9 protein-coding genes and 1 pseudogene are annotated in these 21312 nt (G+C 66.0%); 5 read left to right on the forward strand and 5 right to left on the reverse strand.

Annotated elements, in window-relative coordinates; translation table 11 throughout:
- Window positions 1-99 precede the first annotated feature (99 nt).
- The 4 genes from KEG38_RS10925 to KEG38_RS10940 form a co-directional block, all read right to left on the reverse strand.
- Window positions 100-5025, reverse strand: coding sequence for an AAA family ATPase (locus KEG38_RS10925; protein ID WP_272419243.1), 4926 nt, complete (start codon window positions 5023-5025; stop codon window positions 100-102).
- A gap of 297 nt (window positions 5026-5322) precedes the next feature.
- Window positions 5323-5652, reverse strand: coding sequence for a DUF6968 family protein (locus tag KEG38_RS10930; protein WP_272419245.1), 330 nt, complete (start codon window positions 5650-5652; stop codon window positions 5323-5325).
- 3145 nt (window positions 5653-8797) lie between these two features.
- A complete protein-coding gene (locus KEG38_RS10935) occupies window positions 8798-10000 on the reverse strand; it encodes a hypothetical protein (protein WP_272419247.1) in 1203 nt (400 codons plus the stop codon).
- 14 nt (window positions 10001-10014) lie between these two features.
- Window positions 10015-10473, reverse strand: a complete 459-nt coding sequence (locus KEG38_RS10940) for a hypothetical protein (RefSeq protein ID WP_272419248.1) — start codon at window positions 10471-10473, stop codon at window positions 10015-10017.
- Window positions 10474-10611: 138 nt separating this feature from the next.
- Between KEG38_RS10940 and KEG38_RS10945 the strand changes: the two genes are divergently transcribed.
- From KEG38_RS10945 to KEG38_RS10955, 3 genes are all read left to right on the forward strand, one after another.
- Entirely contained in the window at window positions 10612-10854 is a 243-nt protein-coding gene (locus tag KEG38_RS10945; protein WP_272419250.1) for a hypothetical protein, read from the forward strand.
- 73 nt (window positions 10855-10927) lie between these two features.
- A complete protein-coding gene (locus KEG38_RS10950) occupies window positions 10928-11311 on the forward strand; it encodes a hypothetical protein (RefSeq protein WP_272419251.1) in 384 nt (127 codons plus the stop codon).
- 126 nt (window positions 11312-11437) lie between these two features.
- Window positions 11438-11914, forward strand: a complete 477-nt coding sequence (locus KEG38_RS10955; RefSeq protein ID WP_272419253.1) for a VOC family protein — start codon at window positions 11438-11440, stop codon at window positions 11912-11914.
- A 543-nt stretch (window positions 11915-12457) separates the two neighbouring features.
- Here the strand turns inward: KEG38_RS10955 and KEG38_RS10960 are convergent.
- The gene (locus KEG38_RS10960; protein ID WP_272419256.1) at window positions 12458-13840 is read right to left on the reverse strand and encodes a serine hydrolase; all 1383 of its coding nucleotides are present in this window, start codon (window positions 13838-13840) and stop codon (window positions 12458-12460) included.
- A 237-nt stretch (window positions 13841-14077) separates the two neighbouring features.
- Between KEG38_RS10960 and KEG38_RS56365 the strand changes: the two are divergent.
- Window positions 14078-14321, forward strand: a pseudogene (locus KEG38_RS56365) (transposase zinc-binding domain-containing protein); the annotation flags it as partial.
- Between the two features lie 358 nt (window positions 14322-14679).
- A complete protein-coding gene (locus tag KEG38_RS10965; RefSeq protein ID WP_272419258.1) occupies window positions 14680-20454 on the forward strand; it encodes a calcium-binding protein in 5775 nt (1924 codons plus the stop codon).
- Window positions 20455-21312 lie beyond the last annotated feature (858 nt).

Here is a 21312-nt window from a genome sequence, read left to right on the forward strand (position 1 = left end):
CAGCGGCTCGGCGAGAAATACCGGGAGCACCTCGAGGCGCCGATGCCTTACCTGAATCTCTCGCAGGTCGAGCTGGAAAAACTCCTCCGCGAGCGTGTTTCACCTCCGCGTCGAAAATCCCCCTGCACCCTCCGACCGCATATACGCGCGCAGCGCGTCCCGCAGCGTCGCCCGCGTCGTCAGCTCCTTCAGGCCCGCGTCGAACGCCACCATCGTCTGCGCAACGGCCGCGCGAATCCCCGTGATCACCACGCTCGCCCCGAGCAGCCGCGTCGCGCCGACAATCCGCATGATGCGCTCGCCCGTCTCGGAATCGACGCTCTCCACCCCCGTCAAATCAAGGATCACCTGGCGGCACGAAGCGGAGCCAATCCGATGCAGCACCCGCTCCATGATCTCCTCGCCCCGCCGCGCGTCGAGCACCCCCACCAGCGGGACCGCGATAACCCCGTACCAGACCTCGATGATCGGCGCCGACAGCGCATGGATCACCTCCTCCTGCTGGCTGATGACCGCGCGCTGGTCGAGAGCCTCCTGCTCCCTGCGCTCCTGCTCGGCGCGACTCAAACGAACGAGCGCCTCATTCGCGTGCCGTAGCTCCGCCGTCCGCTCCTCCACCTGCCGCTCCAGCTCCCCATACAACCGCGCATTCTCGATCGCGATCGCAGCCTGCGTGCAGATGAGCCCCACCACCTCGACCCGCGCAGGCGTGAATGCTCCCCGCGCGAGGTCATTCTCCAGATAAATCACGCCCGAAAGCCGACCTTTGCCGATGATGGGCGCAGCCAGCGCCGAGCGCGGAGGCGCGTCCACGAGGTAAGGGTCGCGCCCAAAGGGGCCATCCAGCGCGCGATCCTCCAGGAGCACGCTCTCACGCGTGCGTGCCACGTACGCGAGCACGGTCGCAGGCAGATCCGAGCGTTGCCCGAGATCTCGCTCGATCGCCGTCGATGCAGGCGCGTCTTCCTCGCCAAACGCGCGCTGCTCCGCTTCGACGACGAGGCTGCCATCCCGCAAAAGGAGCAAGACCCCTCGCCGCGCGCCGGCGTTCTCCAGCGCCACGCGCAAGAGGGCGTCGATCAGTCGGGGCAGCGCAATCTCGCCCGAGATCGCTTGCGCCGCCTTGAGCACCGACCCGATGTCCAGGGCGTCCGCCGAAGGCGCAGGCGTGCTCGGCAAGGGCGCGTCGAACGTCTCGTCGCGCGCGACAAGCTCGGGATAGGCGCGGGCGAGGCGGCGCGAGGCAACGGTTGCGCCCCAGCGGGCATAGAGCCGGCGCGCCTCGCTGAGGTGAGCGCGCGCGAGCGTCGTTTTCCCGGCGTCCATCCAGTGCCTCGCGCACAGCTCGTTCGCGAGCGCCTCGTCATGGATGTAGCCGCCGCGATGCGCGAGCGAGATCGCAGTGTCGTAGAGCTCCGCCGTCACGAACCTGTCTTCGCCGCGGGCGCGGGCGAGCTCGGCGCGAACCAAGGCCGCGCGGGGGGCGAAGTTTTCCGGACAGATCTCCGCCCAAGCATCGAGCTTCTCCGCGTAGGCCGCGGCGCGCGAGAGCATGACCGCGCGCTCTTCAGGCGCGGCGCTCGTCGAGGCGCGCGTGAGCGCGAGGGCCGCGTAGGCGCGGAAAACAGGCGTGCCGTGCCAGACCGCGATGCTGACGAGCTCGGGGTTCGACTCGAGCACGACGCGCGCCGCCTCCTCGAAGGCGCCCTGGAAGACGAGCAAAAAGACGATGTAGAGCTGCGCGAAGAAGAACGCGCTTTCGTTCTTGATCCGGCGACACGCGGCCATGACCTCCTCGATGTCCACGAGGGGCCCGACAAGGCGGCAGGGGTCGTCTGTCTCGACCGAGAGGTTGTAGGCGATCTGTCCGGCCGCGCCGGCCATCCAGGTGATCGCGTCGAAGCGGTCGAGCTTGCGGATCGGCTGGTAGCTCTTCGCCTCGGCGATGATGTCCTCGATGGGCAAACCGCGCATGAAGCTGTTCGTGACGGCGTTGACCGTGTTGTAGAACGACCAGATGTACTGGCCTGTCTCCAGGCCCGCGTCCTTGCCCCTGATCAGCGTGTCCCAGCAAGCGCTGTAGCCGTCTCCCCAGTACTGGACGAAGCCACCCCACATGTTGCGGATCATCGCTTCGTTCTTCTTGTCGCCGAGCTTCTCGCCGAGCCTGACAGCGATGCGGCCAAGCTCGTAGCCAAGCTTGATATGGCCGCGGACGCACAAGAGCATGCCGAAATTGATACAGCCGTAGGTCGTGCTTCGCGACAAACCGTGGCGGTAGGACAGCTCGAGGATCTTGGCGATGCTGATGCTGAAGTTGTTTGTCGCGAGGAAGTACGTCGGCGCGAACAGCTCCTCCAGGACCTCGAGCAGCGCGGCGATCTCGGGGTCCTCGAGCGGCGGCAGGTTGAGTAGCGCTTCGGGCGAGCGCTCGACGACGAGGTCGAGTGTCACGCGCATCTGCTCCTCGAGCGTCGCTTCGTCCGGGAACGCGGGCAGGTCGAGGCCGAAGGAGTGCATCACCACGAGCCCCTCGGCGAGCGCCGCGGGCAGGTCGTTCTTGAGCACCTGCGCTTTCATCTTGAGCCGCAGGATCTCGGTTCGAGCGAGCCTCGTCGTGGCGCGCTCAAGGGCCTCTCCGAGCGCGGCGAGCGCGTCATCGTGATGGCCGAGCAAGGACAGCGTGACGCCGAGCTTCCTCGCGTAGGCGAGGCGGAGTTGATGCTTCGACGTCCAGGCATCTTCGGGGAGGCATTGCAGGCCGAGTTCGAGGAAGCTGCGCGCGGCGCCAAACGCGGCGGATTCTTCGGCTCGCGTGGCGGCGACGAGGTTCATTCGGGCGAGCGTCTCGCGTTCGTGTGGATCGTCGATGAGCTCGAGCGCGCTGTTCAGGTGGCCGACCACGTCGAAGAGGTTGCGGCTCTCGGACAAGGGCGTGCTCTCGGCGAGCAGCCTGCCGATGCGCAGGTGGAACGCGGGCCGGCCTGCGACCGGGATCATCGCGTACGCGCCTTCCTGGACCTTGTCGTGAGCGAAGCGGTAGCCGCTCCTGCCCGGGATGATGAGCCCTTCAGCGGCGGCGGGCTCGAGGCGGCCGTAGGCCTGTTCGTGCGTACATTCGAGCACGGTGGCGAGCACGCCGAGGTCGAACTCGCTCCCGATGGCGGCGGCGAGGCGGAGGGCTTCCTGCGTGGTTTTCGGCAGGCGGGCGATGGTGCGCACCATCAGATCGACGACGTTTTCGCTGTAGGCGAGCTCGTCGAGTCGTTTGAGGTCCCAGTAAAAACCCGTCCCGGGCTTGAAGGTGAGCACGCCGTGGTCGCCGAGCGAGTGCAAGAAGCGGCGGACGAAGAAGGGGTTGCCGGCGGTTTTTTTGAGGATGGCGTCGGCGAGCGGGCCGGTGTCCGAGCGTCGCAGGCTGTCGCTGAGCATGTCGACGATGTGCCGACGCTCGAGCGGGCCGAGGACGATGTCGCAGACGGAGAGGCCTGCGCGTTTGTGCTCTTCGAGCGCCGCGATGAACGGGTGGGCGGGGGAGACTTCGTTGTCGCGGTAGGCGCCGCAGAAGAAGAACGACTCGAGGGAGTCGTCGGCGAGCAGGGCGCGCAGGAGGTCGAGGCTCGCGAGGTCGATCCACTGCAAGTCGTCGAGAAAAAACACGAGCGGGTGGGCCCTGCGCGCGACGACCGAGACGAACTGCACGAAGCATCGGCTCAGGCGGTTTTGCGCCTCGACGGGTCCGAGCGCGGGCACGACTGGCTGCGGGCCGAGCACGTGTGCCATCGAGGGCAGGACGTCGCAGATGACCTGGCCGTTTTGTCCGAGCGCCTCGAGCCATGCGCGCTGCCAGGCTTGGATCCGCTCGGTGCTCTCGGTGAGGATCTGCCGCACGAGGCCGTCGAAGGCCTGGATGACGGCGCTGTAGGGGGTGTCGCGGTTGAACTGATCGAATTTGCCGCTCGTGTAGTAGCCCTTCGCGCGGGCGAGTGGCTTGAGGATCTCGTGCACGAGCGCGGATTTGCCGATGCCCGAGTAACCGGAGACGAGGACGATGGAGCGTTCGCCGCCGAGCGAGCGTGTGAAGGTCGAGGTGAGCGCGTCGATGTCGCGCTCGCGACCGTAGAGCTTCTGGTGGATGCGCAGCCCGCCTTCGTGGTCGTGCTCGGCGGGCGTGAAGAGGGAGATCGTGCCGAGGGTCTTGAGCTCGTGGCTACAGCGGCGCAGGTCGACGAGCAGGCCTTCGGCGCTTTGGTAGCGGTCTTCGGCGTTTTTCTCGAGCAGCTTGAGGATGAGACGCGAGAGGGTCTCGGGCACCGAGCTGTCGATGTGCGCGGGGGGTTTGGCCTGAAGGGCGAGGTGCGCGTGGATGAGCTCCATGGGCTCGCGGGCTTCGAAGGGGCGACGACCGGTGAGGGCTTCGTAGAGGATGATGCCGAGGGCGTAGAGATCGGCGCGGTGGTCGACGCTGCGGTTCATGCGGCCGGTTTGCTCGGGCGCGGTGTAGGGCAGGACGTCGTGGAGGACCTCGTACGCGTAGAGTCGCTCGTGTGCGCGCGTGACCTCGGCGTCGACGCCGGAGCCGGTGAGCTTGAGCGCGCCTGCATCGCCGACGAGGATGTTCTGGGGGCGGACGTCGCGGTGGGTGATGCCGCGTCCGTGCAGGGCGGCGAGGGCTTCGGCGATCGCGGTGGCGATGGCGAGGGCCTCGGAGACGGGGAGCTTGTTGCCTGGGCGCGCGGCGAGGGTGTGGGCGAGGGTTTGGCCTGGGAAGTGTTCGCGTATGACGACGAGGCTGTCTTCACGCGCCTCTACGCCGAGGACGGAGACGAGGCTTTGCGAGCTGAGCTGCACGAGTTGCGCGTACTCGTGTTTGAATCGCGCGATCTCGGCGCTCCGGGCGCGTCCGATGGACAGGCTTTGGAGCACGACGGGCAGGCCGTCATGCACCCGCCGCGCGCGAAACGTCTTCGCGAACGGCGTTACTTCCACGCGTTCGAAGGCTGTATACCCTGCAATGTCGAGCATCAAGAAGACCACCGAAGAGTGACCGAGGAAACGTCTCGGGCAGGTCGGGGCGATGCCCTCCGCTCGAGCGAAACAACGAGCCTACCAAACTTTGCGGGATGATGCGTTGAAGTAGTTGAGCCATTCAAGGCGTATGCTTGGCTACGTGCCCCGCAGCGTCGGCGCGTGCGGCCGAGGAGCGCTGGTGAAGGAATGGGAGGCGGAAGCGGTAGCGGGAGCGGAAGCGGAAGCGGAGGCGGGAGCGGGAGCGGCTGCGCCGCGCGTCGCATCGAGCCTCGCGAGGATTCTGCCGTCCCGTTACGGCTTTCGTTCGGTAGACGTATGCACGACAAATCCGAGATCGTCGCTTTTCATGAACAACAGACGACCCCCGACGAAATCCGCAAGGTTTTCCAGTTGGGCTGGGATGATGACGTTCAATGCCGTAACGAGGACCTGGATGGCGTCGATACCTAGCACACGCCGCCGTATGACACGGTCCCGGCCGGGACCGATGATCTCGTATTCAACGACCCAATCAGGGCCGCGCTCGTCGCGCCGCGGGAGCCCGATTCGGACGCGCACAACGCGCCTGCGCCCTGTGCCGTTTTCGACAAATGTGAGTTTACGCTCCGCCATTATTTGCATTTGCGCATTCTCACGCAGTTTCTATCGCGGATTCGCTTTGATATTGTAGCCTCCCCACCGATTGCTTTGCATTCGGCCTTCGGTATCGTACGGGGTAGGGAGCGTTCTGTCTAGCTTCTGACTCCTACGACATACGAGGGCTGCGCTGTGAGTACGAGCGTTCTGAACGTCGAGCACGCGCCGAGGGATGCGCCGTCGAGCACGACCGCGCCGAGCGCGCAAGCCCGATCCGCTGCGCCGAGCGCGGCACGCCGTGTGATGTGTGATCGCGTGGGTGGATGCTCCGGCCTTATCGGCGGTATGCGTGGATGTTCCGGACGTCGGCTGCGTTCTCGTTGGCGCTGGGGGCGCGGTGAGGGGAGAGAGAACTTCCGGACCTCACCCACCCCAACCCTCCCTCTCCACGGTGTGGAGAGGGAGGGCGTTTCCGGCTCGATCCAGCGCCTTTCACCCCCTCTCCGCCGCGCGGAGAGGGGGTCGGGGGGTGAGGTTCTGGGGCCGACGACGTTTGTAGAGCACCCTCTCAGAGCGCCTTCAAATCGATGTACCGGGTCGAACCGTTGTCCCACTGGAATTCGTAGCCTCTCCCGCGCTCGCAGCTCTCCTCCGCCGCGTCTCGTTTTCGGCGCCGGCCCTCTGCAGATCTCCGGCGCATCGCGGAGCCCGGCGGCGGCGCGGCAGAGCGCGCCCTGGGCGAGGGGCGTGCACGCGCCCAGCGCGCGGGGGACGTTGCAGGCTCGGCAATCGTTGGCCGCGCCGCCGCCGCAGGCGGTGTTGCAGCAATAGCCGTCGACACAGAGACCGTTCGCGCAATCGGCCGCCTGGGTGCAGGTGACGATCGCGGGGCCGGTGTAGAGCTTGGCGCTGGCGATGTACGCCTGCACCGCCGACCCGCCGGCAACGAGCCCCCTCCCGTCGAGTAGCAGCGTGGCCGAATGCCCCGCGCGACCGTTGCTCATCGAGGCCGTCGGCGACCACGCGCCGAGCGCTACCCCGGGGGCCCGGCCGTGTTCCTCGCTTTCGATTGGAGGTAGCTAGCAGCGATCCGCCGGATAGACATACCCTTCCACACGGGCGAAGCTATAGCCGGCGTGAACCGCGGACCACCCGCCGTCCGCAGTCGCGGTGGTATAGTTATCCCCGCGCTCCGGGAATGGGCAGTGCGCAAGCCGTTTACTTGGCGGGCCAATGGGTCCGGTGACTGGTTCCGCACGTCACCGTGGCGACATGTCCATCAAAAGCAGTGGTGGCGGGAACTCCGGCGAGTAGATCAGTGGCAGGGTTGCGCTAACGTATGTACATAGGCCCGCGATTGGACAATTCGCTCGGGTAGTACCACTCTCCGGAGATTGTACTGCCGCACGTGCCAGACCAGTTCTGCACCGTAGAGTCCCGCGTGACGAATCGCCGGAATGATATGCTCGTTCCACTGTACGAACCACTGATGCTATCATCGTATCCTTGGAAATGGATGGATCCCGTAAAGCACGTTTCTGCCCCGCATGAAAACGTATTGTGGATGCGGAGCTGCCCATCTTCTGACCTGCCTGGTCCTCCATGCCAGACATAGCGCGTCGTCCCTGGTACCACGAAACGCGAACAATCCGCCCGAGCGACGGATGAGGCCAATGACACGACGCCGATGGTAATCACTAACAATGACTTAAACATGGGCTTCCTCCTCTTTCATTGAGGCGCGGCCGGATTGCCGGTGGTGCTCGACCCGGACACACACAGGCAAGATGCCATTGTGCGTGCATCTCTCTGTGGCGACCTCCGCGGCATGAGGCTCATGCTCTATACGGATGTGACCAGGACGTTCAGCAAGCCTTGATCCACAACAGAGTGTGCAGGGGCGGCACGCCGGGCACGGCTTGGAAGTCGATTCCTCAGCCACTTCCACCTTCAGCAGGCGGTTGTACGTCGTTAGGCGATGTGCCGGGCTTGGCATATCGACGTGCAATCAATTTGCGGTATGCATCGAGGGGGCGGAGGGCGTCGCGTTTATTTGACCTACGCACCAGACAATCCCGCGTTGAGGCTGCTCCTCCTCTGGATGCTTCTGCCCGTGATCGGGCCGCGCATCACGCTCAGCCCTGGTCGGATGGGAAGCGGCGACCGGTGAGCGAGGTGTTACGGACCCGGCGCGCGCGAAGGAGCTGCACGAAAACGTGTGCAAGGCCGGTTTTTCGCGGAGCTGCCGGCAAATTGGGGCCGAAAGACCCTGAGGTTCTACCGAATCTCCGCGTCTCCCTCCGATCGAGCACCGACCACGCGCCTGTTCTTGTCCAATCTCCTTTTCGTATCTCCTTGCCTCGCTACCCTGACCTCTCGCGCGCGGAGCCGCCTCGCGGAGGTCCCGCCATACCGTGTCGATGCATTATGTTTCAGGGGAAATGCCCGTGACCGGCGCCGCGGTGCAATGGCGGCGACGCGGAATCGCGAGCGTACCGCGGAAGTGATGTAGACGAGAGAGAGGCGGGCGGCGTCAAGCGGACGCGACCGCCCCGGGGGCTTTCCCCCGGGCGCGCCTCATTCTCCGTCCGGCGCTCGTCCGAGCACGTAGTGCCCTGGATGTACTCCAGGAATGCGAACTGTGTGATGTCAGGGGGCGGGCCCCTGCCAGCACGCGCGCGCTTGGGTGCGGCTGTTGTGGCGAGCGCGGTGAGAAGCTTCTCGACCGCTCCGTGCGCGGTGCGCGCGGCATCGGTCGAGGTCTCGCCCTCCGGTATGAGCGCAAGGAGCTTGCTGGCCGCGTTATGGGCGATGCATGCCGCCTCCACGTCCCCTGCTGTGGCGGCCGTGAACTTCCCCTGGACGAGCACCGCGAGGAGAGCGCCCGCGGGTCCGCCCCGGAGACCCCCCAAAGGGCGGCGGCAGGGTCCGAAGTGGCACCAAGATCCGACGGGAAACGCCGAGTCAGGGGTGCCGGAACCCGTAGCGGTAGCGGAAGCGGAAGCGGGGGCGGGCGAGGGGGAGGATGTCGCCGCGCGTACCGCGAAGCGGGTGGTGGCGATATTGAAGCAACAGGGCCGCTCGATCGAAGGTTTATCCGATGGCAAAGAGGGAGGCGATATCGAGCCTGCGCTTGCGGCTTGTTATGACGGAAGGGCGCCGAGTAGATGTCGAGCCCGCGCGTGGTGAGCTACGGAGATCCGGCGCGCGTGGACCAGCGGCGGAAGAATACCCGGGAGCCGCCCCCCGGGGCATCCGAAGTGACGAAGCTGCAGCCGAATCTGTTGCATTGGCCGAGCGAGCCAGGCCCCGGCGCGAACGCGGCGAGCTTCTGGAAGGTGTCGCCGCCGTCCGCCGAGCCGCGCACGTCGTCTCCCCCGTCGGTGAAGAGGAGGCGATCTCCCGAGGCGCCCACCGACGAGAGCAGGCGCGTCGGCATGCGCACCTTCACGACCTTCCACGGCTCGCGGCCTCCGCGCAGCCGGGCCAACGTCATCTCCCCTTCCTCGCGCCCCGAGACCTGGCTCCCGAGGTCGATGGTCCCGTCCTCTTCCACCGCGAATTCGCCGCGCGCCGCGCGTACTGGATTGAACACCTCGTTGTCGAATGGGATCCGGGAGAAGGCCTCGCCCTTGAGCCGATACAGGGCATAGGCCATCTCCCGCCGCGGCGCCGAGCAGATCTGGAGCACCACGAGCTCTTCACTGTTCCGGCGCGCCGCCGCGTCCCAGAAGCAATCGTGCCAGTCCTTCTCGGCGGGCGGCGGCAAATCGATCATCGTCCACGACCCGTTCCGGTGGAGCGCCGCGCGCGGCGCATTGGGGCGATCGACGAACCCTCGCCGGTCCATCTTGCCGAAGAACACCAGGGCCTGCGTCGTCGAGATCGCCGCGCCGCCGAAGAGCGGCACCTGCCCTTCCACGGGCGGTCCGACCTCTCCATTGCTCCAGACGCGCACGCGGATCTTCGGCAGCGTCCCCTCCGCGTAGAGGAAGCGTCGCGCCGAGAGGTTGCTCGCCATGAAGTGCGGCCCCCCCTTCATGTCGCCGGCGAGCGAGAAAGGGAGTTCGATCCGCTCCGGCTTCGATCCGCTCTCGACCGCGACGAACGAGGGAGGCTGTATTTTCGCCGCGTCCGACGCGTCCTTCAGGACGATGCCCCGGAAGCCCGTCGCCGTGAGCTCGGCTTGGAAGGCGTTGTGGAGCTCGTCGGGCGCGAATACCTGCGGCGGAGGCGCCTCGACGGGAGCCGCCGACGGCTGCACGGCCGCGCTCGGCGGCGCGGAGGCGCTTGCCGATGCGATCGGGGATTCTTGGCGTGTCGGCTCGCTCCGGCAAGCCACCGGCAGCATCGAGCACGCCACGAGGACGGCTGCGCGGAGTTTACGATCCATGGTACGTCCGGCGCTCAGGCTTCGATCAGCGCCACGAACTTCAGCTCGCGCACGCTCGCGGCGTCGTTATCGAGCGCGAGGTCCGAGGCCGCCTGCTCGAGCTCGTCCGCGTTCCAGTGCCATGGCCCCGGCACCGCGTCCGGAGCCGCGACGACCGCGGCGCGTTCGTCACGCCGGCACGCCTTTACGACGGCGTACAGCGGCATGTTCGGCCGCAGCCCGAACGGCTTCTGCCAGAAATGATCGGGGTACGGCGCGGCGAGGCACGCGGCGAGCTTGCGCAAGGTCGCGGTCGCCGTCGCCTCGTCGCGCTCGACCAGCGAGGCGACGAGCGAGGCGACGAACGGCTGTTCGAGGCGCGTCCACGTCAGCAGCACGTCGAGCAGCGCGATCCCCGCGTCGAGCGTGGCCGCGGCGACCGCCCCGCGCTGGAGTTCTTTCCTGAGTGCGAAGCCGAGGTCGGCGGGCGTCACGGGCTGCCGCGTACCATGGCCAAAAATTCGAGACAACCGGGAGATCGCGCCGTCGCGCACCCGGTCTCGGACGGGCGTCAGCGATTCGAGAGATACCGCCGAGGAGAGTACTGGAGCCCGTTGGCGCCGTAAAAGCGGGTGACCGAGGCAGTGTCCATCACGAACGCGGCGGGGTCGCGCGCGACGAAGGTGCCCTCTATGTCCGCGGCGCGCCTCCGTACGACGGGCAAGACGATGAAAGAGCTCAGCCATCCTGACCGCGCGGAAGAGCTTCTTCTTCGTGCGTTCGCGGAGGTCGACATGTCGAACGAGGACCCCGGTTACACCAAGGATCCGGAGGAAGATGAGGCGGACAGCTGCTACGACGAGGACGGTGAGTAGCACGCCCTGATGAGGCACTGCGACACTGGAGACTTCGGGGACTGAGTAAGATGACAGGTGGAGGGTACCCGTCATGAGCAACCGGCTGAACCTCTTTGAAAGCATGTACGACGACCAAGGTCAGCCGGCGCCGTTTACACGTGCGGAACTCGAACCCCTCGAGGATCTCTGGGAGCAGCGGGCGGCGCTGTTCTTCACGCCGACTTCCGAGATTCCGGAGCGATTCGTGGGCAGCGGCGAGCTTCAAGTAAGTCTGCCCATCGTTACGCCGTCCTACGGTGAGTTCGAGCAGATTCCAGGCTACAGAAATACGAGGATGTGGGTCGACTTGTTGCAGCGAGCTACCGGCAAGATTCGATGGCGACCGATGGATCTACCATTGCCGTCGTGCGAAAAGATGTCTGCTCTCCCGGTCGATATGCGACCACCGCGCAAAGGCCCTCACCGATGCGTATAAGGTATCGTCGACGGGACGTAGGGATGGACATCGCGTGCACTATTTCGGCGCCATTTGACCGACGCGTGGGTGCGCTGCGCGCTCTCACGCGCGGCAGAAGCCCCAGTTAGACGCCAAGGAGACATCATGACAGTCAAGCGTATGGACAACGTCGGCATCGTGGTGGAAGACATCGATGCCGCCATTGCGTTCTTCACCGAACTCGGCCTTACCCTCGAAGGCCGCATGCCCATCGAAGGCGAATGGGCCGGCCGCGTCACCGGAGTGCGCGGCCAGCGCGTCGAGGTCGCCATGATGCGCACCCCCGACGGCCACAGCCGCCTCGAGCTCTCGCGCTTCGACGCCCCCGCCATCGCGTCCGATCACCGCACAGCCCCCGTGAACTCGTTGGGATACCTGCGCGTCATGTTCACCGTCGAGGACATCGACGACACCCTTGCCCGGCTCAGCAAGCTCGGTGCGACGGTGGTCGATGAAGTCGTCAATTACGAAGACATCTACCGGCTCTGCTACATCCGGGGTCCCGAAGGAATTCTCATCGGGCTCGCCCAACAGCTCGGGCAGCAGACCTCCCGAGAGAATCCCATGGAACGTAAGCGTTGAGAACTCAGGCGTTGGCTCTAACCATCCGGAAATAGTGCCGGACGAGGTACTTCGGGATCCCCTTCTTCCAGTGCCGCGGGATGACCTCGATCCGCTGACCACACCCGCTGATCGGGCTCAACCATGCGCGCAATCACCGAAGGCTCGCGCGACGCGAGAGTGAAGTGCTCGTTGGCTGCGCGGAAGAGCTTCCTGAGCAGGAGGACCAGACCACGCCGGAAACGCATCTGCACGCGCTCCATGGCGTGTTTCGGCTCAAGCGATTCCTGGAGAATATTGGTCCACGCCTCCGGGCCGCGGTGATACCGTTCCTGGAGGGGCAATCGATCGCCCGGAAGCGTTTGGAGATGCTCGCGCCCGCGTGACATCCGCTACCGCTGCCGCCTTCGCTTCCGGCGCTTGCGCTCATCGGAACGGATGGGCCCGTCTGCGCCCGAGGCCGCCACCCGGCCAGGGCGAAGGGCAGCGCGAGCGGCGTGACGAGCGCCATCCGCGAGCAGGAGGCGGCCGCTTCACCTCGAGCGCGCCGCCCCCGTCCGCCTGCTACGGCTTCCTCGTCGCCTCGACGACCATCCCCCCCCCGTCCACGGTCATCCCTGTCGCCTTGCCGCCTGCCTCGCGCTTGAACGTCACGCGCCAGCCCAGCGTCCCCATCACGAACTCGGTCTCCGACTGCGGGATGAGCTCCTCCTTGGGGAGCCTCGGCGCGAGCATCACGAGGCGCCCGCCCTCTTGCTTCACCTCCGCCGTGCCGCCCATACCGTCCGGCAGCGCGTAGCTGCCCGCGACGCCGGCCGCCGACGCCGCGCTGAGCTCGATGGCCGTCACGCGCATCGGCGCGCGATCCGGCCAGCCGTACTCCGCGGCCAGCGCGAGCTGGATCTCGCGGAGCAGGGACGCCCCGCCTTCTTCGTTGTTCGTCATCACCACCGCGCCCACGCCGATCTCCGGGTACATCGTGAGGTTGCAGAGGAACCCCACGGTGGAGCCGCCGTGCCCGAACTCCAGCGAGCGACCGCTCCCGTCGATCGCGGGCCCGAGCCCGTAGCCGTCCTTCACCACCGGAGTGAGCATCTGCTCGGCCGTCGCCTGCGAGAGCAGCGCCTTCGGCCGCCCGGCGCGCGCGTCGGCGATCGCGATCGCCAACCGGGCGAGATCGCTCGCCGTCGTCCAGAGCCCGGCCGGGGCCATCTCCGGATACACGTGCCACCCGCCCGGGATCGTCTCGCCCTCGCCGAGGTGGGCGCGGGCCGCCTCGCCCGCGCGCGCGGCGGGCAGCGGCTGCTCGAAGGTGCTGTGGGTCATCCCGGCCGGCCCGAGCAAGAGCTCCTGCATGAGGGCAGGGAAAGGCTTGCCGGTGACGTCCGTCATGAGCAGCTGCATCACGAGCGTCCCGCCGCCGGAGTAGCGCGAGAGCGAGCCCGGGACAGCGTCGACGCGCACGGGCTCGGTGTTCGCCGGAGCTGTCCCGTTCAGGATCTGCACGAGCGTCGGGATCGGCTGGTTCCGCTCGTAGCCCGGGAAGCCGGAGACGGTGAGCCCGGCGGTGTGGCTGGCGAGCCGGCGGAGGGTGACCTTCTCCTTCTCGGTGTACTCGTTGTCGGGCACCTTCCACGTCTTGAGGTAGCGGTTGACGTCGGTGTCGAGCTCTAGCGTCCCGCGCTCGACGAGGCGGAGCATCGCCGTGGCGGTGACGAGCTTGCTGATGGACCCGGCCTGGAAGAGCGTGTCGGGCGTGACCGCGTCCTTCGGGTCGGCCGAGCCGGCCGTCTTCACGCCGAAGCCGCGGGCCCACGCGATGCGCCCGCCCTCGATGACGGCGATGCTGATGCCGGGCACGTGGTGGTGGGCCATGCGCTCTTCGAGCGTCCAGCGGACAGGCGGCCGGCCGACGATCTCGACGTGCGGGCGCAGGCCGCGGAGCACGTTGGCGACGTGCGGCTCCTGGGCGGCGCTCGTCAGGCTGGCGGCGGAGCTTGCGGTCGACGTGGTTGCGGGTGGGGGAGAGCGTGCTGCGCACATGCGCTCAGGGGGAGCGCGAGGGTGAGTTGGGCAAGTCGACGCACAGGGGGACCTTCCTGGTCAGGTGAAGGAAGGAACGAGCTTTCGCGGGGCCGAGCTCGTTGAACGCCGCGATTCTATGGAGGGTCGTGCGGAGCGCCAAGGGTGAGACGGCATCGACCGGAGGACACGGTACTTTACCGGGTCGTGCAGCGCGTATTGGGACTCGTTTCGGGAGCGCGTGGAAGCGATTGGGAGTTTGCCGCGATTCGTCGTGCGCGAGGTCGAGGCGTATCTGCGCTGCGGGATCCTCGAATACGGCTTCATCCGCGTGGAATGCGAAGCGTGCGGCTTCGAGCGACGGGTCGCGTTCTCATGCAAGCGACGTGGATTCTGTCCGTCATGCCTCGGGCCGAGGGGCGAGCCTCGCCGCCGCTCCTCGACTTGACCGCGGGCTCCGCGCCGGTGGTCGAGTGGCCCGCCGAAACGTTCGAGTAGGGCTCACAGGATCGTGCGCCGCCTGCGGTGAGCCCACGAAGTAAAAAAAATCGGACGATCTTCACGAAAGGCAGCGACGCGCGTCGTGGCCATGGGAGGTCACGAAGCCGGTCACGGGCATCGTGAGGGAAGAGCGGCGTCTCCCCGGTTGGGCGCGGATCACGGCGTCAGGCCTCCGCTCGTCTCGATCTCCTCGCGCGCAGTGCCTCGCTGCGCGCGACGCCACCGCACACGTGCCACTCGCAATCGAAGGAGCAACACACATCATGACCACGACAACGCCCGATATCTTCGGTATCGACTCTCAGGCTGCGTACATGAAGCAGCTCGGCCTCGATCTGTCTCGCAAAGCGGCCAGCTACGCCACGGACCCTACGAGCACGGCGCTGAATCCCCTCAGCGCTCTGGACACCCTGGCCACCTCGATGAAGGCCTCGGGCGTGCCCCAGGAGTACGTCGATGCGGTCCTGGCGCTGAAGAACGACGCCGACATCCTCGCCGCCGTCGACCTCTTCCAGAAGAGCCTCCAGGGCAAGGCCAACATCCACGACCTCAAAGACCTCGTGCCCCCGCTCGCAGACAGCGAGACCGCCTCTCAGGGGGATGCGGGTTTGAACGGCGCCGTGCTCACCGGCCAGGTCACCCCAGAGGGGGAGACCGATCTCATCCGCTTCAGCGACTACCTCGGTGGCAGCACCGCGGGAAAAACCTTCGCCGATATCCCGCAGCACTTCTCCGACCTGAGCAACGGGATCACCAACATGACCCTGTTCCGCTTCCAGGTCCTCCAGGATCGGCTGGACAGCCTCTCCGGCGATCTCGCCACGCTCATCGCGGAAGACAAGGTCAACATCAAGGACTTCGCCACGAACGCCGATACGAGCTTCCGCGAGGGCAGGGGCTATACGGTGGATCTCGACGGGAAGGTGAACGACGCCTCCCGGGCCAAGATCGCGGCCTCGGGCGAGAGCCCCAAATCCAAGCTCTTGCACACGACGTTCCTGGCCAACGTCGAGCTCGAGCGCCAGCGGACCAAGGTCGCCAGCAGGCTGCAGGCGCAGAAAATCCTCGGCAAGATCGGCACCGGCATCGAGGCGGCGACCGCCGGCTTCAACGTCGGGATGGGTGGCGTCAACATCGGCGCCGGTGACGAGATGATCCAGAACGCCGAGCGCCGCTACGCGCGCGGCGAGATCTCCAGGGCCGAATACGACCAGCAGATCCAAGACGGGCGGCTCCGCATCGCGCGAGGCACGTTCGGGATCGGCGACGGGCTCAACAGCATCCGCAAGCTCGTGATGGACAAGGTCGGCGACTCGGTGAAGAACCTGTCCAAGGGGGCCAAGCTGGGCCTCCGCTTCGCCTCCGTGGTCGGGGGAGCCTTCTCCATCGGGATGGGCGTCGTGTCGATCACCGAGAACTCGATCGCCGCCGACCGCGCCAGGAACAGCGGCAACATCGGCGGCGCGGCCATGTACGGCATCATGGCCGCTCTCGACACCGTGTCGCTCGTGCTCGACGGGGTCAGCATGGTGCTCGACTGCATCCCGGGCATCGGCACGGCGCTCTCCTTCGTGGTGGACCTCATCAACACCATCGTCGGGCTGGTCAACATGATCATCGGCTTCTTCGCCGATCTGGTCGATACGCGCACCCCCGAACAGAAGCTGAAGGCCGCGCTCGACGAGCACGTCAACTCACCGGCCTTCCAGAAGTACCTCGACCAGCAAGCCCAGCTGTACAAGGAGCAGGGCTACGACCTCTTCCAGTTCATCGTCGACGCCAAGGCGATGGGCCTCGAGGAGGAGGGGGCGGACGGCACCACGGTCGACAAAGAGATCGTGCGCAAGCTCAGCGCGAAGGCGCTCGCCGACGGCAACGATTCCAACCTCCGCCTCGCCCTCGTGGACGCCTCGTCCATCGGTCGCGAGCTCCGCGGTCGCCTCAACGACGATCTGATCCGCGCCGGCGTCGGCAACGACTCGGTCTACGGTGAAGCCGGGGACGATCTGCTTTTCGGCGACGCGGACGACGACGCCCTCTACGGCGGCCTCGGGAACGACTACCTTGTCGGCGGCACCGGCCGCGACTCGCTCTACGGGGAAGCGGGCAATGACTGGCTGGTCGTCGAGCCCGGCATCGACATCGTCGCCGACGGCGGCACTGGAAAGGACACGCTGGAGCTCTCCGCGGAGTTCTTCTCTCTCAACGCCGGGAGCAACCCCAAGGCCATCATCTCGGGGTACGACAGCATCAACCGTGTTTACGTGGATCTGTCCGCGCAGGCCACCACCACGAAGGGGCGCGCGGGCCTCGCGCTGGGCGCCCTGCTCAATGGCCTCCCGGCCCTCGCCAACCCACTGCACCGCCCGGCCTTTCCCGCTGGATCCGCCCACGAGACCAAGCTCATCAATACCCTGTTCTCGATGAGCACCGCGCAATCGGTCGCCGAGTCCACCCTCACCGGCAAGTACTTCTGGTATCTCGCCAATAAAGACGGCCTCAAATACCTCACCGATGGGCGCTACTTCTACGCTTACGGCACGCGGAACGGCGTCGTTGGCCTCTGGAAGTCCACCTACGATATCTCCACCATCCCCAGCAGCCTCGCCGTCTACGACAGCACCAACTGCGTCATGGCCTATACCACAGACGGCAAGGAGCTCGAGGCCGCGCTGGTCTTCGCCTTCAAGAGCACCACGCAGATCAGCGGCATCGAGGCCGTCTGCGAGTCCTCCGGCACGAGCCCGAACGTCTTCACGGACGTGAACTCCCAGGTCATCGGCGACAGCAGCGTGAGCCTCATCGACCTGCATTACGGGCACAACGAGTACGCCTATACGGGGAACGGCGACACCGTCGTCTCGTTCTCGGCAGGGCCTTCGCCCCAGTGGCAGATCTGGAAGTACATCATCGGCGGCGACGGTGACAACGTGCTGATCATCAACGGCAGCAAGTGGGCCAGCACCACCCGGCCGAACAGCATCAACGTGACGAACAAGTTCGTCCTGCTCGACCACGATATCGATCTGGCCAGGGCCAACCGGGTGCCCAACGCGGCGAACGAGTACGTCTGGCCCGCGAACGCGGCCGAGAACAAGGTGGATCGCGGCATCTTCATCAAGAACATGCAGACCATCCAGCTCTCCAACAGGACGTATGACAACACGTGGGATAGCGTGAGCTTTCACGTGGACGCCACCAACCTCCGGGAGGGCCACCGGTTCATCGTCGACAGCAAGAGGGACTTCCTCCGCCTGGTGGGCACGGCCGGCGACGACAGCTTCATGCTCCAAACCGTCACCGGCGAAGACAACCAGATCGACGGCTATGCAGGTCGTAACCTCCTGTCGCTCGAGCACTTCACCTCGAGCGGGTTCGTCGAGGTCGACATCGACGCCCCGGCTTTCAGCATGGGCGGCACTCTCAAGGGCACCGGGATCAAGGCCTACCTCAAAAACATCCACAGCGTGCGAGGCAACGCCAAGGTCTTGAGCATCAAGGGGCACAGCACGCAGGCCAACCTGCTCATTGCCAGCGGCGGCCAGTGCACGGTGGAGGCCCGCGGCGGCAGCAACACCCTCGTCGCCATGCGCGGCCGCCACAAGCTCATCGGCGGCACGGGGGCGGACACCTATACGATCTCCGGCCCGAACATCGAAGAGACCGCGGTCATCACCGTCGTCAGGGACAAGACCGCCGGCCTCATCGCCAAGGCTCCGGGCGGGACCTGGAGCGCGCCGTCGCTCACCCTCGCTCCGCTCGTGGACGACGTCGCCGAGATCCAGCTCAGCTCTCCGCTCTTCCTCGACGACAACGGCGTTCGCAGCGCGACCGGGAAAGGCACGTTCACGGTCAGCGCCGACAAGCGCAAGCTCGTCTACACGCCGGGCAGCGCCTTCAACGACCTGCCTGTGGGCGAGTCCGCGGTCGTGCGCGTCGTGTACACCACCACGGGCTCCACGGCGACCATCTACGAGGCCAGCCCCGGCAACCGGATCAAGCTCGAGAACATCGCCGCCAAGAGCGATCTCAGGTTCGCGATCTCGGCGAACGGCGACCTTCGGATCTGTAACGCGTCGTACGTGACCATCTTCACCGACCTGCGCTTCGGCGAGCTGTATCGCTCCGGGATCACCAGCCTGGAGACCCTCGTCGTCGACTTCATCACTCGCTTCACGTCGATCGAGCTCTTCAGCGCGACGCCTCCGGGCATCATCATCGAGGCGGGGGAGATCTTCGATATGTTCTTCGCGCAGCTTGGCTACTCGTACATCAGCAACCCGAGCATCTTCGACAACATGATCGACACGGCGAAGTTCGGCGGCATCAACGCCTTCGACATGCTCGGCGGTGACAACCTGATCCTGGCCAAGCGCAAGCGGGCGACGTACGCCGCGAGCGGAGGGAATGATATCTTCGACGCCTCGAGCTTCGTCGACTCTGGCACCCAGTCGGAGACCCTGATCAAGACCGGGAACGGGAACGACGTGGTCATCATCGGCAACAACGCGGAGACCGTCAAAGTCCGCTTCATCGCGGACGGGCAGACCACGAAACAAGGGATCAAGACCCTGGTCCTCAAGGAGATCAGCGTGAACGGGGTCGGCATCACGCAGAGCGGCGCTCAGCTCACGCTCACCGTCGGCGCGAACACGGTGGCCATCCTCGACACCTCCCCGGACGTCATCCTCTTCAAGTATAGCTGGGGGAGCATTCTCATCGACGACGTGGGCGCCTACGTCACCGCGCGTAAGGCCGGCGCGTCTTACATCCATCGCCGGCAGTACGACGCCAACCGCAAGCAGGCGCTGATGGCGACGGATCTCAACCGCAGCCAGGTCCTCCTCCATATCGCGTTCAAGAGCTATGGCTTGGATCTCCAGCTCAAGTCCGGGAGCCAGGTCCTCTACGGCTTCTCGATGAGCATGACATTGACCCCCGCGCTCGACGCCCTCACCGTGGCGCGCGCCTTCCAGCTCCAGTTCCAGCGCGGGATGTTCTTCAAGGACGGGACGATCGACAGTGCGGGGGTCCGCGCCTTCATCATGGAGAGGCTGCGAAACCCCAGCGGCCACTCCTTCCTCGGGAGCACCACCTTCCCCAACGTGGTCGACATGACCCAGGTGGCGAGCCCCTGCACGGTGCCCAATGGCAACGCGCTCATCTTCGCCAACAAGGCGGGGACCAGCGTCACGGCTGGCACGGGGAACAACATCATCAAGGTCACGGCGTCGAACGTGACGGTGGGAACCGGGAGCCCCCCGACCGATACCGGCGACTCCATCGTGTTGATCCAGTCCGGCCTGGAGAACGTGACCGTCAAGCTCATTGGCCAGGGCTATACCCGCCCGTTCGGCTATCGGTACGTCATCATGGATGGCATCGACTCCATGAGCGTCTCGTACTTCAACCTGAACGGCAGTGCTCTCGGGGCTGGTGTCTGGTCGGACACTCCGTTCCTCATGAAGTACGGCGCCACGACCATTGCCAAGTTCGACGCGGTCCCCACGTGGTTCCTGTTCGGCAGAGGCGACGAGTACGACATCATCGAGAATGGGGTTTCTTACCTCGACCAGCGTGCCCGTGGAACGTGGATCCAGCGCCTCGTCTTCAACCGCGACAAGCTGGTCACGATGTCGGCCCTGGACGTCGACTCCACCGCGTTCGTGCTGTCGGGCACCTGGTCGTCTTCCCAGGTCACGCTCGCGCTCAAGAACAACGCGGGCGCCACGCTGTACCAGTTCAATCTGGCCGGAGACAGCCGGACAACGGTCAAGTCCGGCGATGTCGCGCTGATGATCGCGGCCAAGCTGCCGGGCGGCATCCGCTTCCGCGATCGCTCCTACGTCGGTGATGCTTTCGTCCAGTTCCTGATGAGCAAGCTCACCAGCAACACGATTCAGGGCGTCACCATCCAGGAAGGCGCTGCGACGCAGACGCTGGCGCAGGCCATCGCGGCCGACACCACGTACAAGAAGTACATCGACGTGCTCGCCAAGGCACAGGTGTCCGTCACCATCACCAACCTCGACCCGTAGGGGGTCCGGGTCGGCTGACCGCGAGCGGAAGCGGCGGTTCTCTTGTAGCAGCCGAAAACAAGAGTCATTCACCGGGAGGTGGGGAGAGGCCACAGGGTGATCCCCCCTCCCGGTGAAGCTCCCGGTGCGCTTCGGAGCGGGCCCATTGCATATGCGTCGAGCCCGTCGTGTCCTTTTGGGTTCGCCGGGACTCTACGAGACGTTCGTAGGAGAGCTCTTCCAGAGCCCGGACGAGACAGCGGTAGAGGATCGGAAGGTGCTCCCAGGGAGCGGGTTGGAGAGCGGTAGAGGACTGGAAGGTGCTCCCGGGGTGCGGGTTGGAAAGCGGCAGAGGACTGGAAGGTGCTCCCGGGGAGCAGGTTGGGGAGCGGTGGAGGATCGGAAGGTGATCCCAGGGAGCGGGTTGGAGAGCGGTGGAGGACCTGAAGGTGATCCTGGGGAGCGGGTTGGAGAGCGGCAGAGGATCGGAAGGTGCTCCCGGGGAGCGGGTTGGAGAGCGGTAGAGGACTGGAAGGTGCTCCCGAGGATCGGATCCGAGGCGGGGAGAGGACCGGAAGGTGCTCCCCGAGGATCGGATCCGGGGTCCGCGCAGGACCTCTCCGTGGTGAAGGGGAGCGGAAGCGGGAGCGGGAGCGGGAGCGGGAGCGGGAGCGGGAGCGGGAGCGGGGTTCAGGGGATCCCGCTCGGGGACGGCGATCGTACCGTCGTGCTCGCGCTCTTCAACGCCAAGCCGTGCTAGATGGGATGAGGCAGCTCCGAGTGCACCTGGCACCGGAATGGCCAGTACGACGAAGGAGAAGAGCAAAGCGAAGGGCACGCGAAAGGTCGGCCCATCGCGACCCGAGCGTGCTGGAGTGC

Source organism: Polyangium jinanense (assembly GCF_028435265.1).
GTDB classification, from domain to species: domain Bacteria; phylum Myxococcota_A; class Polyangia; order Polyangiales; family Polyangiaceae; genus Polyangium; species Polyangium jinanense.

Bases quoted from the DNA above. Each gene is read 5' to 3' on its own strand.
- KEG38_RS10935 (WP_272419247.1), bottom strand. From the start codon at position 10,000: ATGGATCGTAAACTCCGCGCAGCCGTCCTCGTGGCGTGCTCGATGCTG.
- KEG38_RS10950 (WP_272419251.1), top strand. From the start codon at position 10,928: ATGAGCAACCGGCTGAACCTCTTTGAAAGCATGTACGACGACCAAGGT.
- KEG38_RS10925 (WP_272419243.1), bottom strand. From the start codon at position 5,025: ATGCTCGACATTGCAGGGTATACAGCCTTCGAACGCGTGGAAGTAACG.
- KEG38_RS10930 (WP_272419245.1), bottom strand. From the start codon at position 5,652: ATGCAAATAATGGCGGAGCGTAAACTCACATTTGTCGAAAACGGCACA.
- KEG38_RS10955 (WP_272419253.1), top strand. From the start codon at position 11,438: ATGACAGTCAAGCGTATGGACAACGTCGGCATCGTGGTGGAAGACATC.
- KEG38_RS10965 (WP_272419258.1), top strand. From the start codon at position 14,680: ATGACCACGACAACGCCCGATATCTTCGGTATCGACTCTCAGGCTGCG.